Annotated in this window: 11 protein-coding genes; 5 read left to right on the top strand and 6 right to left on the bottom strand. The window is 65.8% G+C overall.

All coding sequences use genetic code 11. The features are described from left to right. The first annotated feature begins 67 nt into the window (after positions 1 to 67). A complete protein-coding gene (locus AB7535_RS00295; RefSeq protein ID WP_038942774.1) occupies positions 68 to 433 on the top strand; it encodes a hypothetical protein in 366 nt (121 codons plus the stop codon). Here AB7535_RS00295 and poxB read toward each other — a convergent pair. The 3 genes from poxB to AB7535_RS00310 all read right to left on the bottom strand — a co-directional run bounded on the left by poxB (position 430) and on the right by AB7535_RS00310 (position 3,807). After that, complete coding sequence (gene poxB / locus AB7535_RS00300; protein ID WP_439037210.1) at positions 430 to 2,166, bottom strand: ubiquinone-dependent pyruvate dehydrogenase; 1,737 nt, start codon at positions 2,164 to 2,166, stop codon at positions 430 to 432. The two genes, AB7535_RS00295 and poxB, sit on opposite strands and share 4 nt — an antisense overlap. 80 nt (positions 2,167 to 2,246) lie before the next feature. Continuing rightward, positions 2,247 to 2,879 carry a 2-dehydro-3-deoxy-6-phosphogalactonate aldolase gene (locus AB7535_RS00305; protein ID WP_085399799.1) on the bottom strand — a complete coding sequence of 211 codons (633 nt, stop codon included), beginning with the start codon at positions 2,877 to 2,879 and terminating at the stop codon, positions 2,247 to 2,249. A 13-nt stretch (positions 2,880 to 2,892) separates the two neighbouring features. After that, a complete protein-coding gene (locus AB7535_RS00310; RefSeq protein ID WP_085399798.1) occupies positions 2,893 to 3,807 on the bottom strand; it encodes a 2-dehydro-3-deoxygalactonokinase in 915 nt (304 codons plus the stop codon). 240 nt (positions 3,808 to 4,047) lie between these two features. On the opposite strand from AB7535_RS00310, the gene AB7535_RS00315 reads away from it, so the two are divergent. Further along, the gene (locus tag AB7535_RS00315) at positions 4,048 to 5,145 is read left to right on the top strand and encodes an LLM class flavin-dependent oxidoreductase (protein ID WP_063985464.1); all 1,098 of its coding nucleotides are present in this window, start codon (positions 4,048 to 4,050) and stop codon (positions 5,143 to 5,145) included. 56 nt (positions 5,146 to 5,201) lie between these two features. Beyond that, positions 5,202 to 5,756, top strand: a complete 555-nt coding sequence (locus tag AB7535_RS00320) for a flavin reductase family protein (RefSeq protein ID WP_094183977.1) — start codon at positions 5,202 to 5,204, stop codon at positions 5,754 to 5,756. 195 nt (positions 5,757 to 5,951) lie between these two features. Here AB7535_RS00320 and AB7535_RS00325 read toward each other — a convergent pair whose 3' ends face one another. The 3 genes from AB7535_RS00325 to AB7535_RS00335 form a co-directional block, all read right to left on the bottom strand. Beyond that, the gene (locus AB7535_RS00325; RefSeq protein WP_085400487.1) at positions 5,952 to 7,808 is read right to left on the bottom strand and encodes a sigma-54-dependent Fis family transcriptional regulator; all 1,857 of its coding nucleotides are present in this window, start codon (positions 7,806 to 7,808) and stop codon (positions 5,952 to 5,954) included. A gap of 95 nt (positions 7,809 to 7,903) precedes the next feature. Continuing rightward, the gene (locus AB7535_RS00330; RefSeq protein WP_085400485.1) at positions 7,904 to 11,206 is read right to left on the bottom strand and encodes an acetyl-CoA carboxylase family protein; all 3,303 of its coding nucleotides are present in this window, start codon (positions 11,204 to 11,206) and stop codon (positions 7,904 to 7,906) included. Between the two features lie 194 nt (positions 11,207 to 11,400). Continuing rightward, positions 11,401 to 13,083, bottom strand: a complete 1,683-nt coding sequence (locus AB7535_RS00335; protein ID WP_085400483.1) for a methyl-accepting chemotaxis protein — start codon at positions 13,081 to 13,083, stop codon at positions 11,401 to 11,403. 429 nt (positions 13,084 to 13,512) lie between these two features. On the opposite strand from AB7535_RS00335, the gene AB7535_RS00340 reads away from it, so the two are divergent. Both AB7535_RS00340 and AB7535_RS00345 read left to right on the top strand, forming a co-directional pair. Continuing rightward, positions 13,513 to 13,881 (top strand): hypothetical protein, encoded by a 369-nt coding sequence (locus tag AB7535_RS00340; RefSeq protein ID WP_439037209.1) that lies wholly within the window; start codon positions 13,513 to 13,515, stop codon positions 13,879 to 13,881. 11 nt (positions 13,882 to 13,892) lie between these two features. After that, positions 13,893 to 14,366, top strand: a complete 474-nt coding sequence (locus tag AB7535_RS00345; RefSeq protein ID WP_135215193.1) for a hypothetical protein — start codon at positions 13,893 to 13,895, stop codon at positions 14,364 to 14,366. Positions 14,367 to 14,449: the final 83 nt, after the last annotated feature.

Consider the following 14,449-nt stretch of genomic DNA (forward strand, 5'->3'; position numbering starts at 1 on the left):
CGTATTTTCCCTTGACGACCGGAGTTCCGGCCACAACGATAGCGCGGTTCCTGCGAGAGGTATTGGATTGCGGCATCCGCTCGACATCATCGCCATGTTCGCCGCGCTCTGGCTGCTGGCGTCGATGGTGCTCGACGCGCTGACGCCGAAGGAGCTGACCGCGGTGATGATCGGCATCGCGATCGGGCCCGCCATCGTCATCACCGCCGTGTTCTATTATTTGCGCTGCCCGCGCACCGATTTCGCGGTGATGTTCGCAGCGCTCTGGCTGATCTCCGATATCGCCATTGCATTCATCTCGCCGACGCAGCTGCCGTATTTCCTGATCGCACTCGGCTTCGTGCCGGCCCTGCTGATCGGCATCGTGCTGCACTGGCAGCGCTTCCAGCACCGCCACGAGCGGCTGCCCGCGCCTTCGGTGAAGCGGGGCTAGCGCGGTAGCAGATTTGTTTTAGCGAGATCCAGCACCTCGTCGCCGCGCCCGTTCATCACGGCGCGCAACACCCAGAGGCTGAAACCCTTGATCTGCTCGGGCGTGATGGTCGGCGGCATCGACAGCTCCTGCTTCGCCGTGACGACGTCGAGCAGCGCGGGTCCGTCATGCGCCAGCATCTCCTTCACGGCGCCCGGAAGCTCGCCGGGGTCCTCGACGCGTTTGGCGAAAATGCCCATCGCGCGCGCCATCGCCGCGAAATCAGGATTCTCAAGATCGACATTGGTGTCGACGAACCCGGCCGCCTTCATCTCCAGCGCAACGAAGCCGAGCACGCCGTTGTTGAAGACCACGATTTTCACCGGCAGCTTCATCTGGGTCAGCGTGATCAGGTCACCCATCAGCATGGCGAAGCCGCCGTCACCGGAAAGCGAGATGATCTGGCGGCCGGGCTGCGAGGCCTGCGCGCCGATCGCCTGCGGCATCGCGTTGGCCATCGAGCCGTGCACGAACGAGCCGATCAGCCGGCGGCGGCCGTTCATGTCGAGATAGCGCGCGGCCCACACCGTGGGCGTGCCGACATCGGCGGTGAAGACGGCGTCGTCGGAGGCATGGTCGCTGATGACTTTTGCCAGATATTGCGGATGGATCGGTTTGCTGCCCGGTGTCCCCTTCGCAAGCGAGTCGAGCCCTTCGCGCGCCTTCTTGTAATGCGCGATGGCGTCGTCGAGATGCCTCCGCTGGGTCTTGGTCTTGAGCAGCGGCAGCAGCGCCTCGATGGTCAGCTTGACGTCGCCGACGAGGCCGAGATCGATCTTGCAGCGCCGTCCCAGATTTTCCGGGCGGATGTCGATCTGCGCGACCTGCGCATCGGTGGGGAAGAACTGCTTGTAAGGGAAATCGGTGCCGAGCATCACCAGCGCGTCGCAGGCGTGCATGGCGGCATAGCCTGAGGAGAAACCGATGAAGCCGGTCATGCCGACGTCGTAGGGGTTATCGTACTCGACATGCTCCTTGCCGCCGAGCGCATGCACGATCGGGCTCTTCAGTGCTTCGGCCAGCTGCATCAGCGGCGCATGCGCGCCGGCGCAGCCGCGGCCACAGAACAGGGTGATGCGCTCGGCGCCGTTCAGGAGGTCCGCGAGCGCCTTCAGCTCGTCGGCCTGCGGCACAACCTTCGGCGCCGACAGCGCGAGCCCGCGCGTCGTCGACAGCGCGCGCTTGGGCGGGCTGCGGAACGCGATGTCGCCGGGCATCGCGATAACCGCGACGCCGCGCAGGCCGACCGCCGCACGAATGGCGTTCTCGATCACGTAAGGCAGCTGGCTCGCATCCGACACCAGCTCGCAATAATGGCTGCACTCCCTGAACAGGTTTTGCGGATGGGTTTCCTGGAAATAGCCGCCGCCGATCTCCGCCGAGGGGATCTGCGCGGCGATCGCGAGCACGGGAACACGGCTGCGATGCGCGTCGAACAGCCCGTTGATCAGATGCAGATTGCCCGGGCCGCAGGAGCCTGCGCACACCGCAAGGCTTCCGGTCATCTCGGCTTCGCCGGCAGCCGCGAAGGCCGCCACCTCCTCGTGGCGGACATGAATCCATTCGATGGTGCCGCGGCGGCGCAGCGCCTCGGTGAGACCGTTCAGACTGTCGCCGACGATGCCGTAGATGCGCTTGACGCCGGCCTGCTCGAGCGTTGCCACGAACAGATCGGCTACGTTGTTGATCGCCATGTCGGTCTCCTGATCTCGCTGGTGCAGCAAGATAGGATAAAGCGCGGCTATGACGGGATCACGGCTTGTTTATTGCTGGGTCAGTCTTTCACAATCGCCCGATCATAGGCCGCGATTGTCACCTTTGCGCGAGCGGCGACATCGGCGGCCGTCATGCCGGGCTTGTAGAGGCTGGAGCCGAGCCCGAACGCGGTCACGCCGCCCTTCATGTACTCGGCAAAATTCTGGTCGGAGACGCCGCCGACGGCGGCGATCATCACGCCCGCCGGCAGCACGGCGCGGATCGCGGCAATACCGGACGCACCGAGCACGCTGGCCGGAAAGAATTTCAGGCCCGATGCTCCGGAGCGCGCCGCGAGCAGCGCCTCGGTCGGCGAGAACACGCCCGGCAACGTCACCATGGCGTACTGATGTGCACGCGTGAGCACCTGCGTATCCACATTCGGCGAGACCATCAACTTGCCGCCGACGTCATTGAGACGATCGACATCTGCGGCGGTCAAGACCGTGCCGGCGCCGATCAGGACGCTGGCCGGCGCGAGCTTCGCGGCAATCGCGATCGAGCGGAACGGCTCCGGTGAATTCAGGGGGATCTCGATCGCGGTCATGCCGGCCTCGATCAGCACGCCGACGATCGCCTCGGTCTCCTCGGGCTTCACACCACGCAGGATCGCGACCAGCGGACGCTTCATCGGCGGAAAGGGAACGCTCATCTCAAGATTCCTCTCATTTCGTCCAGATCGCGGCAGCGGCCATCGACAGGCCGCGGCGAACGGCTTCATCGGCATCGATCGGCTGCACGGTGACCGACAGCGCATCGAAGGCCAGCCGGTACAGCATCGCGAGCCGCCCGGAGGCAATCAGCGTGATGCCCGCTTTCGGCACCGTGCCGGAGAGCCCTGCCGCCAGCTCGACGCCGATCAACGTGCCCGACAGCGTCTCGCGCGCGGCGGCCGGCGTGCCGCCGAACAGGAGCTGCCGCGACCGCGCTGTGAACAAAAGGTTGGCCGCGAAGGCCGGCGCTTCATACGCGGCTTTCACGGCCGCCTTGAAGCTCGCGACATCCTCGGCGTCATCGGCACCGGCGACCGCGAGTGACAAGATCGTCTCGCGCGAGACCACGCTGAAGAGCTCGCCGGTCATGAAGGTGGAGAAATGCACGACCGTGCCGTCCTTCACGCGCACCCATTTCGAATGCGTGCCGGGCATGCAGACCAGCGCTTCGCCAGGGGCCCCGAGACCGAGTGCACCGAGCAGCTGCGTCTCCTCGCCGCGCATCACGTCCGGCGCCCTGGTATCGCGCTGCGCGATCCCGGGCAGGATGCGAATATCGCGCGTCTCGCCGGGCACAAGCGCGGCCTGCTTCAGCACGGCAGAGAGCGGCGCAGGTGTGTCAACATAGCCGGCCTCGACCCAGCCGGTCTTGGCGCCGGCCATACCGCAGACAAGCACCGGCAGCTGGGCCGGGGCCTCGACAGCTGTGAGATGCGACTGCAGCACGCCGGCAAAGCCGGCCTTGGCCGCGGCCAGCATGCCCTCATCGCTGCGACGTTCAGCCAGCACCTTGCCGGCACGGTCGATCAGCCAGAGGCGGAAGCTACTGGTGCCCCAGTCCACCGCGACATAGGCGGGTTCGGTCATCTCAACACGTATCCTTAGTCTCACGGCCAAGACGCCGTCTCGCGACAATGAGACGACGGCGCGCAAATCCGCCCCGGGATATCGGCTATTGCCGCCTCAAACCAGCGATTTTTCGCGGGTCTGAGGCGCTCGCCGCGCTGGCACACCGCTTGCGATGCGGTGGCACACCGCTTGCTAAAGCTGTCCTGTTCAAGTCCGGGAACGCGCAACAAGACGCGTCAACATCAGATGAGGAAACCCATGGAGATCGGCTATTTCACGATGCCTTCGCACCCGCCGGAGTGCGGCTTGAAGGAAGGAAACGACTGGGACCTGCAAGTCATGCGCTGGCTCGATGAGCTCGGCTATCAGGAGGCCTGGGTCGGCGAGCACCACACCGCGCCCTGGGAACCCAATCCCACGCCGGACCTCCTGATCGCGCAGGCGCTGATGCAGACCAAGAATATCCGCATCGGGCCGGGCGGCTTCCTGCTGCCCTATCACCATCCGGCCGAGCTCGCCAACCGCGTCGCAATGCTCGACCATCTCTCCGAGGGTCGACTCAATTTCGGCGTCGCCGCTAGCGGCCTGCCGAGCGACTGGGCGATGTTCAACGTCGACGGCATGAGCGGACAGAACCGCGACATGACCCGCGAGGCGCTGGAGATCATCCTGAAGCTGTGGTCCGATCCCGCGCCCTTCACCTACAAGGGCAAGTTCTGGACGGTGACCAAGCCGGACACGATGTTCGACTTCCTCAAGCCCCACATCAAGCCGCTCCAGGCCCCGCATCCGCCGATCGGCGTTGCCGGGCTCTCTAAGAACTCGGACACGCTGAAGCTCGCCGGCGAGCGCGGCTTCATTCCAATGAGCCTCAACCTCAACCCTGCCTATGTCGGCAGCCATTGGGACTCGGTCGAGATCGGCGCCGCCAAGACCGGACGCAAGCCGAACCGGGCGGACTGGCGCCTCGTACGCGAGGTGTTCGTCGCCGACACCGACGAAGAGGCGTGGAAGCTCTCGACCGGTGACATGATGGGCCGGATGATGGGCGAGTACTTCCTGCCCCTGCTCGGCCATTTCGGCTTCAAGGACTATCTGAAGCACGCGCCCGACGTGCCCGACAGCGACGTCACCGTCGAATATTGCGCCAAGCGGAACTGGATCGTCGGCTCACCCGCAACCGTCGCCGAGAAGATCGAGAAGATCTACGACGAGGTCGGCGGCTTCGGCGTGCTATTGGTGTTCGGCTTCGACTACAAGCACAAGCCGGAGGCCTGGCGCCATTCGCTCTCGCTGCTCAGCAAAGAGGTGATGCCGCGCCTGAAGCATCTCGGCTCCGCGAAGAAGGCCGCTTGACGCGCGGCGGGTGCGGCGCAATCGTGTCGCACCCGCCCCGTTTCGGAGATTTCGGCGTGAGCGTCGACGCAAAGGATTTCAAACTGGCAATGCGCCAATGCGCCGGCGCGGTTGCGCTGGTCACGGTTGGCGCCGAGCACGGCAAGCGCACCGGGCTGACTGTGACATCAGCCTGCTCGCTATCGGACAATCCGCCGTCCCTGATCGTCTGCGTCAACCGTAACGCCAGCGCACATGCGCGAATCCGCGAGGAAGGCGCCTTCGCGATCAACTTCTTGCACGAGGACCACGCCGTGCTCGCGCTCACCTTCAGCGGCCAGAAGGGCGTCAACGGCGACGACCGATTTGCGTTCGGGCAATGGACGCGCGGGGTGACCGGCGCACCGGTGCTGACGGATGCGGTCGCCGCATTCGACTGCGTGCTGGCGCAGGAATTCGAGACCAAGACGCATTCGATCTTCGTCGGCGAGGTGCGTGGCGTCACGCATTCCGACGAGGCCGCGCCGCTGGTGTATCTGCGCAGCAGCTTCCACGTCCCTCACGAAATCCGCGGCACCGTTTCAGTCGGCGACCTCGATTCGCGGCATCTGAGCTGGAGCGATTTTTCGTAAGCTTCTCGCTTGCTGTTTTCCCTTCTCCCCTTGTGGGAGAAGGTGGCGCGAAGCGCCGGATGAGGGGTATGTCTCCGCAAACTCGAAAGGGAGTAATCGCGGAGGCAGACCCCTCACCCGTCTCGCCGCTACGCGGCGATCCACCCTCTCCCACAAGGGGAGAGAGGAAGAAAGAACGCCGCATGCGACTGAACGCTACTGCGCCGTCTCGATCTTCAACTGCTTGATCTTGCGGTACAGGGTGGCGCGGCTCAGCTTCAGCGCGCGGGCAGCTTCCGTCACGCGGCCGCCATGCTTGCGTAGCGCCTCGACGATCGTCGCGCGCTCGGCCGTTGCGAGATCGGGCTCTGCCGTCCACCCACCGAACGGAGGCAGATCGAGATCGGCATCCATGATGACGCCGTCCTCCGCGGTGCAGCCGGCAAGCCGCAGCACGTGGCGCAGCTGGCGCATGTTGCCGGGATAGGGATAGGCCGAGAGCAACGCCCAGGCCTCGTCCGACAGGCGGCAATCCGGCGCCTCCTCGCGCGCGATCTGGCGGATGATATCGTCTCTGTCGGCGCGCTCGCGCAACGCCGGCAGTCGCACGTCCATGCCGCGCAGCCGGAAGTAGAGATCGGCGCGGAAGGCGCCCTCCTCCGCCATGCGGCCGAGGTCGCGATGGGTCGCGCTGATCAGGCGGATGTCGACCGGCACCGGCTTGAGCGCGCCGAGCGGCCAGACCTCGCGGTTTTCGAGCACGCGCAAGAGGCGCGTCTGCAGCGCGATCGGCATGTCGCCGATCTCGTCGAGAAACAGCGTGCCGCCGTCGGCCTGCACGATCAGACCCTTCGAGCCGTCGCGGCGCGCGCCGGTGAAGGCGCCGGCCTCATAGCCGAACAGCTCGGCGTCGATCAGGCTCTCCGGCATCGCCGCACAGTTCAGCGCGACATAATGGTTGCGGGCGCGGTTGCTCGCCGCGTGAATGGCGCGCGCGAACACATCCTTGCCGACGCCGGTCTCGCCATGCAGCAGCACCGGCAGATTGTGGTCGCCGATGCTTCTCAGCCGTTTGACGCTTTTGATCAGGCCGGGATCGCGACCTGCGAGCCGATGCAGCGAATTGAAACGATCGACGGGAACGTCACGACGCTGAGTGGACGGCCTCGCCCGCAGCGGCGGCGCGACATGTCCCTGCCCGAGCGCGCTGCCGTCGGCGCGGCGCAGTTCGACGACCTCGTCCGCACCACGCGCCGCGTGATGATCGAACTTGATATAGCGCGACAGATCGATGCCCGATGCGATCAAGCCGTCTGTGAGGCCCAGCAGCGCGCGCGCCGAACGGCAGGCGCCGACGATGCGGCGATCGTCGTCATAGGCAAGCAGGCCGCTGCCGCCGTCGCCCGGCACGGTGGCGATCCAGGCGTTGTGGAAATGGCCGCGGAAGATCGCGCCCTCCATCCGCCGCGTCGCCTCCATCGTCACCGCGAGCGCGAGCTGATGCCCGGCGCGTTCGAGATCCTCGCGGCACGAGGTGATGTTCACGGCACCGGCGAGCCGGCCGGCCTGATCGAACAGTGGCGCCACGGCGCAGGAGAACATGTGCCACTGCGCGCGAAAATGCTCGTCGCGATGCACCAGGATGGGCTTCTCTTCGGCAAGCGCAGTGCCGAGCCCGTTGGTGCCCTCGAAGGTCTCGGCGAAATTCGAGCCGGTGTAGATCTTCCAGTCCAGAAACATCTTTGCGTCGGCTTCGGCCGGCAGGCGGCTGAACAGCATGGTCGCGTTCACGTCAGCGAGATTGACGCAGTAGCCGGCGTCGCGCAGCACGCGGGCGAGATCGTCGAGCTCGGGGGTCACGAGCCTGATCGTCTCCTCCATGGGCCCGGCGACGTGGCGAATCTCGGCTTCGGTGAGCGTCTGCGGCGGGCCCTGGCGGGCGGGGTCGAGCTTGTGGCTCACCAGGCAGCGCCGCCAGGAATTGGCGATGCGCGAAGAGGCATCGACGTCGGCCACGTGATTGGCGACGGACAAGACACGGGCGACATGGTTCGAGGCCGAAAGGCTGGCCATCGCGGACGTCTCCACCCTGCATTATTGTGCAAAGTCTGGCAGCACAGGCGGGGATGTCAATCGGGAACCGGGACGCAGCTATTGCTGCACTGCGCTCACCACGTATCGATGCAGGGTCGCTTCTTCTTCGTCCTCGCGGGCGGCCTCGGCACCGAGCGCACGCCCGCCATGATCCAGCGCCGCGTCTCGGCGGGGTCGATGACGTTGTCGATCTCGAACACCGAGGCGATCGAGACCGCCTTGCCGTTGGCATAGAGCTCGGCGACCTTGTTCCGATAATAGGTCTCGCGCTCCTCGGGGTCGGCGATCGCCTCCATCTCCTTGCGGAAGCCGAGGCGGACATACCCCTCCAGGCCCATGCCGCCGAATTCGCCGGTCGGCCAGGCCGCGGTGAAGAAGGAGGCGTGGAAGCCGCCGCCGATCATCGACTGCGCGCCGAGACCATAGCCCTTGCGCAGCACGATGCCGAACAGCGGTACGGTAAGGCTCGCGCCGGTGACGAACATGCGCGAGACGTGGCGCACGATCGCGGTCTTCTCGGCCTCCGGACCGACCATGAAGCCGGGCGTATCGCAGAGCGAGACGATCGGCAGATCGAAGGCGTCGCAGAGCTGGAGGAAGCGCGCGGCCTTGTCGCCGGCGTCGGCATCGATCGCGCCGCCGAGATGGCGCGGATTGTTGGCGATCAGTCCGAACGGCTTGCCCTCGATGCGGATCAGCGCGGTGATCATGCCAACGCCGTAGTCGCGGCGCAACTCCAGCACGGAATCCTTGTCCGCGACGAGATCGATGACGCTGCGGATATCGTAGACCCGCAGGCGGTTCTCCGGGATGGCGCGGCGAAGCAGGCGCTGGTCGGCCGCTTGCCACTCCGTCACCGCACCCTGGAAGTAGGACAGGTATTTTTGAGCCACCCGCGTCGCCTCCTCCTCGTCCTCGACCAGGATGTCGATGACGCCATTCGGCGACTGGAACGTAACAGGGCCGACCTCGGCCGGATGATAGACGCCGAGACCGCCGCCTTCGATCATCGCCGGACCGCCCATGCCGATCGAGGCGTTCCTGGTAGCGATGATGACATCGCAGCAGCCGAGCATCGCGGCGTTGCCGGCAAAGCAGTAGCCGGAGACCACGCCGATAACCGGCACGAGGCCGGAGAGCCGTGCGAACTGCACGAAGGACGGGCCGTCGAGGCCGGTCATGCCGAGTCGGTCGGTGTCGCCGGGCCGGCCGCCGCCGCCTTCGGCGTAAAACACCAAGGGCACACGCCAGTCTTCCGCCAGCGTCAGCATGCGGTCGATCTTCTTGTGGTTCATGTGGCCCTGCGTGCCCGCGAGCACGGTGTAGTCGTAGGCCACGACGATGCAGCGGCCGCCCTCGGCGCCGAACTTCTCGGCATTCACCGTCGCAACACCCATCACGAGGCCGTCGGCCGGTGTGCTCTTGATGAGATCGTCGAGCTTGCGGCGGCGTCGCTGCGCTGCGATCGCAAGGCTGCCATATTCCATGAACGAGCCGTCGTCGACGAGCTGCGCGACGTTCTCGCGCGCTGTGCGCTGGTTGGTGTTGCGGCGGCGCTCGACCGAGGCCGGCCGGTTCGCATCGAGCGTATTGGCCTGGCGCGCGATCATCTCGGCGAGATCAGGGCGGATGTGGTCGAGATCGACATCGGCCTCCGCTGCCGACGCATCGGCCGCGACGTCGAGCGGCTCCAGATACATGATTGGTTCGCCATGCATCAGGGTCACGCCATCGCCGGCGACGAGCTTCATGACGCGGCCGCCCTGCTCGGCCATGACCAGATGCTCCATCTTCATGGATTCGATCACGGCGAGCTGCTGGCCCGGGCGCACGATCTCGCCTTCCTTCACCTGGATGATGACGATGGTTCCCTGCAAGGGCGCAGCGACCATCACCGCGCCTTCGGGCACGATCTGCGCGACGTGCGTCTCCGCGCCATGGCCGCTTCGCTCGGTCGCGGCAAAATAGAGCGGCTTTGCCGCGCCATCGGCCGCCTCGACCAGCTTTGCGATGTTGCGATCGATGAAATCGGTCGCGATGCGGTTAGTCCTGAAATCGGGATGTGCGAGCACGGCTTGGAGGAAGGCGATGTTGGTCACGACGCCGTCGATCCTGAACTCGCGCAAGGCGCGCGAGGCTTTTGCCACGACGTCGTGCCAGGCTTCGCCCGGCGTGTGCACGATGACCTTGGCCAGCAGGGAGTCGAACGCCGCGCTGGTTTTATAGCCGGCATAACCAAAACTATCGACGCGGACGCCGGGCCCCGACGGCGGCTCGAACACGGCGAGCACGCCGCCGGTCGGATGCGTCGCCCCCAGCTCGTCCAGCGTCTCCATGTTGACGCGGAGCTGCATGGCATAGCCACGCGGCTTTGGGATGGCGCCCTGTGCCAGATCAAGGGATGCCAATGTTGCGCCGGCGGCGACCGCGAGCTGGGCGCGGACGAGGTCGAGGCCGAGCACTTCCTCCGTCACGGTATGCTCGACCTGAAGCCGCGGATTGGCCTCGATGAAGGCAAAGCTGTCCTCGGCCGTGCCGTCGACCAGGAACTCGAAGGTGCCGAGATTGTCGTAAGACGCAGCGGTCGCGAGCTGCTTCGCAGCTTCGATGATGCGGCCGCGCAAGGCGTCACTGAGCGACGGGCTCGGCGCCACCTCGATCAGCTTCTGGTGCCTGCGCTGGATGGTGCATTCGCGCTCCCAGAGATGGGAGATCGCGCCGTGGCGATCGCCGATGATCTGCACCTCGATGTGGCGGGCCTGGCGGATCAGGCGCTCGGCATAGACGCCGTCGAACCCGAACGCCGCCTTGGCCTCGGATTGGCAGCGCGCATAGGCTTCCGCGAGATCGGCGGCATTCTCCACGACGCGCATGCCGCGGCCGCCGCCACCGGCCATCGCCTTGATCACGATCGCCGCGCCCTTGCCGAGGGATTCGAAGAATGCCGTGATCTCCTCCAGCGACGAGGGCCCGCTGGTGCCGGCGATGATCGGCACGCCGCAACGCTTCGCCAGTTGCCGCGCCGCGACCTTGTCGCCGAACAGTTCAAGCGCGGCCGGCTTCGGCCCGACGAAGGCGATGCCCGCATCCGCGCAGGCCTTGGCGAACGCGGCATTCTCGCTGAGGAAGCCATAACCGGGATGCACCGCGTCGCAGCCGGCGCTCTTCGCCGCCTTCACCGCCGCTTCGATATCGAGATAGGCCCGTGCGCCGCGGCCGGGGATTTCGACCGCCCCGTCGGCAACACGCGCGTGCAGCGACAGCGCGTCATCGGCCGGATGGATCGCGACCGTCGCGATGCCGGCATCGGCCGCCGCGCGCGCGATGCGGATGGCGATCTCGCCACGGTTGGCGATCAGGAGTTTCTTGAACGACATGCGGCGTCTCCATGCCCGCGGGCCGAGGCGCGGGTCGGCAGGTTCGATGATCCTGCTTCTTCACTTTAACCGCGCTCGTCAAGGGCGAGAACGCCCGTCGCAATAGCCGGTCCCGCGGGCCGGAATATCAGTTGCCGGCGCGCGCGGCGACGAGGCGCATAATCCGCGCCACGGCAGATAGTATGAGCGCGATGTCAGGCGGCCCGCACGCCCGCAACGAAGGTGCTGACCTCGTTCTCCAGTGATTGCAGCTTCTGCGACAGCCGGCCGCTCGATTGCAGCACGAGGCCCGCGGCCTGGCCCGTTTCCGCCGTGGCGTCGGTGACACCGGAGATGTTCTGCGAGACCTGGTCGGTGCCGGACGCCGCCTCCTGCACACTGTGGGCGATCGCCTGCGTCGCGGCGCCCTGCTCCTCGACCGCGGCGGCGATCGACGAGGAGATCTCGTTGACCTCCATGATGGTCTTGCGGATGCTCTCGATGTTGCCGACGACCTGGTTGGTCTCGGCCTGGATCGCGGTGATCTGCGCGCCGATCTCGTCGGTCGCCTTCGCGGTCTGGCTCGCCAGCGATTTCACCTCGCTCGCGACCACGGCAAATCCCCTGCCGGCCTCGCCGGCGCGCGCCGCTTCGATGGTGGCGTTGAGCGCGAGCAGGTTGGTCTGCGAGGCGATCTGGTTGATGAGGTCGATGACCTCGCCGATCTTGTGCGCGGCGGCGGCCAGCCCCTGCACGGTGTCGTTGGTGCGCTGACCGTCCGCGGCCGCCTTGTCGGCCACGCTTGCAGCCTGCGCGACACGCTGGCTGATCTCGGTGATCGAGGACGACAGCTGCCCGGCGGCGGACGCCACCGTCTGCACATTGCTCGACGCCTGCTGGCAGGCGGTCGCGACGAAGCTTGCGCGGTCGGTCGCCTTGTTCGCGGTCTCCGACATGCCTTGCGCGGCCTGCTGCATCGCGCGCGCCTCGGTGAAGACGTCGCGGACGACGGCCTGAACGCTCGCCTCGAACTTGCCGGCGAGATCGCCCATCGTCTTGCGTTTCTCGTCGTCGGCCCTCTGCTTCGTCTCCTGCTGCTCGGTATGCATGCGGCTCACCGCCGACGCATTGTCCTTGAACACGGCAAGCGCCTTGGCGAGCCCGCCGACCTCGTCGCTGCGGCCGGTGTAGGGCACCTCGAACGCGCTGTCGCCGGCGGCGAGTCGCTCGGTCAGCGCGGTGATTTTCGCGAGCGGCCGGGTCACGCTGCGGCCGATCACGAAGGAGCAGGCCAGCACCAGGACCAGGACGGCCAGACAAATGTAGGCGAATGTCGTCGCGTTCTGGCGGAAAACGGCGTCGACGTCGTCGAGATAAATGCCGGTGCCGATGATCCATCCCCAGGGCGCAAAGCCCTTCACATAGGAGATTTTTCCGACCGGCTGCTCGAAGCCCGGCTTCGGCCAGAGATAGCTGTAGAAGCCGGCGCCCTGCTTGTTGACGACGTCAACGAAGCCCATGAACAGCGCGTTGCCGGCGGGGTCCTTCATGCCGGAGAGATCCTTGCCGTCGAGCTCGGGCTTGATCGGGTGCATGACCATCTTGGGGGCCATGTCGTTGATCCAGAAATACTCGACCTTGTCATAACGCAGGCTCTTGATCGTTGTGATCGCGGCGGCCTGCGCCTGCTCGCGCGGCAACTTCCCCTCGCTCTCGAGCTTCTGATAGTGCGCCAGGATGCCGTAGCCGACATCGACCATGTGCTGCGTCTTGGCCTGGCGGTCGGCAATCATCTGCGCACGCAGGGTCGAGAGCGCGATCGGCGCCAGAGCGATCATGCCGAGGAGGCTGATGCCGACAATCAGGACTAGCTTGAAACTGATGCGGGAGAAAAACATCGGAGCTCGCAAGAATTGGAAGGGCTGATATGCCAGTTTATCCCGCACCCCTTAGCGAAGCTTTAAGCATTCGGGTTCCCCAAATCCCCACGAAATTGCGTTGGAGGCAGCCGGCGCGCGGCGTGCGACTTGGCAGGCTGGCGAGGCTTGGCTGCATCCGGGATCCCGGCTCTTTAGATCTAGAAGACCTCGATATCGCCGCTGCGAGCGTTGACTTGCGGTCGGCTCTGGCGGAACGATCGGCGCAGATCATCAGCGCCAGCTGTGGCGTGAGCTGCACAGAAGGCCAGAGGCTCAATGCATCAATCGACATATGGCAAGTCCCTCGACCTTCCTGCGCTGTGCGCGGCGGAGCGGCTTTTCATCTGGGGATTTCGGGCCAAGGCACGCAGCGGAAGCGCCGTTCCGACTGCGGCCGATATCCAGCAAGTGTACGACCACTTTCGCGTGGGCGACGCCGTGCCGTCGCTAGAATCCATCATCGAGATCTTCGCGTGCACGGCGCATACGGCCATCGAAGTTCATTGTCCGACCTGTCCGAAGATGTCGGACAGCGAGCACGGAATCTTGCGGGCGATCGCCGCGGCACAACAGGAACGCATCGACGTCGCGCGCGAGCAGTTCGAGAGCTGGTTGCCGCCGGTCGGTGCCGATTGGGCTCTCGCGCCCGTGCGGGGGCTTGCAACGATCTTCCGCATGGCCGGCCTCATCCTGCCCGACCGACACGTTCAGTCTTTCGACCATGACCGGACGATGGCAATGAAGAGCTGGCTGGTCGGAAGTCCCACGCTGCACTGACGGGATCGTTCATGCTCCACGATACGTGCGGTTCTGCGCCAGTCGAAACAGCCGGCCAGCCGCGGCTCTGTCCGCTCCAGGCCGCGCTTGCGGCGCGTCCCTGCGTCGAGAGCTACGATGAATTTTCCCGCGTTGCGCTGTCGCTGTTCCGATTCATCGGAGCGGCCTATACGACCGGCGCCTCCGATTGCTGGGAAGCGGCCTATCGCTTCGCCGACGAGGCGCCGGGCATCGCCGACAGTCCGCTGCTGGTGGCGCGCGCTGCTGCGCTCGTCAGGATCCTGCGCAGCGGCCGGCCGTGCGAACTGTGCTTCATGCCGCCCTCGTGCCGGCGCCTGTCGCAGGACGAGGCGGAATTGATGCGACTGCTGGCGGTCGCACGCCGCAACCAGCCGGGCGAACTCGAATCCATCGTTTGCCAGTACGTCGGGAACGAGAACGAGATCGCGACGACGCGGGCCGTCAACGCGCTTGCCTTGTGCTGACGCTTTGATGGGTTCTAGTCGCATCTCAAGCGACCTTGCGCTATCAACATCGCCATGGAGACGCAGTGTTCGATGCCCTCCAT

This window comes from Bradyrhizobium sp. 956_D2_N1_4, from assembly GCF_052076025.1.
GTDB classification, from domain to species: Bacteria; Pseudomonadota; Alphaproteobacteria; order Rhizobiales; family Xanthobacteraceae; genus Bradyrhizobium; species Bradyrhizobium barranii.

Excerpts from the sequence above, each read along its gene's own strand:
- poxB (WP_439037210.1), bottom strand. The coding sequence starts at position 2,166 with ATGGCGATCAACAACGTAGCCGATCTGTTCGTGGCAACGCTCGAGCAG.
- AB7535_RS00305 (WP_085399799.1), bottom strand. The coding sequence starts at position 2,879 with ATGAGCGTTCCCTTTCCGCCGATGAAGCGTCCGCTGGTCGCGATCCTG.
- AB7535_RS00310 (WP_085399798.1), bottom strand. The coding sequence starts at position 3,807 with ATGACCGAACCCGCCTATGTCGCGGTGGACTGGGGCACCAGTAGCTTC.
- AB7535_RS00315 (WP_063985464.1), top strand. The coding sequence starts at position 4,048 with ATGGAGATCGGCTATTTCACGATGCCTTCGCACCCGCCGGAGTGCGGC.
- AB7535_RS00325 (WP_085400487.1), bottom strand. The coding sequence starts at position 7,808 with ATGGCCAGCCTTTCGGCCTCGAACCATGTCGCCCGTGTCTTGTCCGTC.
- AB7535_RS00330 (WP_085400485.1), bottom strand. The coding sequence starts at position 11,206 with ATGTCGTTCAAGAAACTCCTGATCGCCAACCGTGGCGAGATCGCCATC.
- AB7535_RS00335 (WP_085400483.1), bottom strand. The coding sequence starts at position 13,083 with ATGTTTTTCTCCCGCATCAGTTTCAAGCTAGTCCTGATTGTCGGCATC.
- AB7535_RS00345 (WP_135215193.1), top strand. The coding sequence starts at position 13,893 with ATGCTCCACGATACGTGCGGTTCTGCGCCAGTCGAAACAGCCGGCCAG.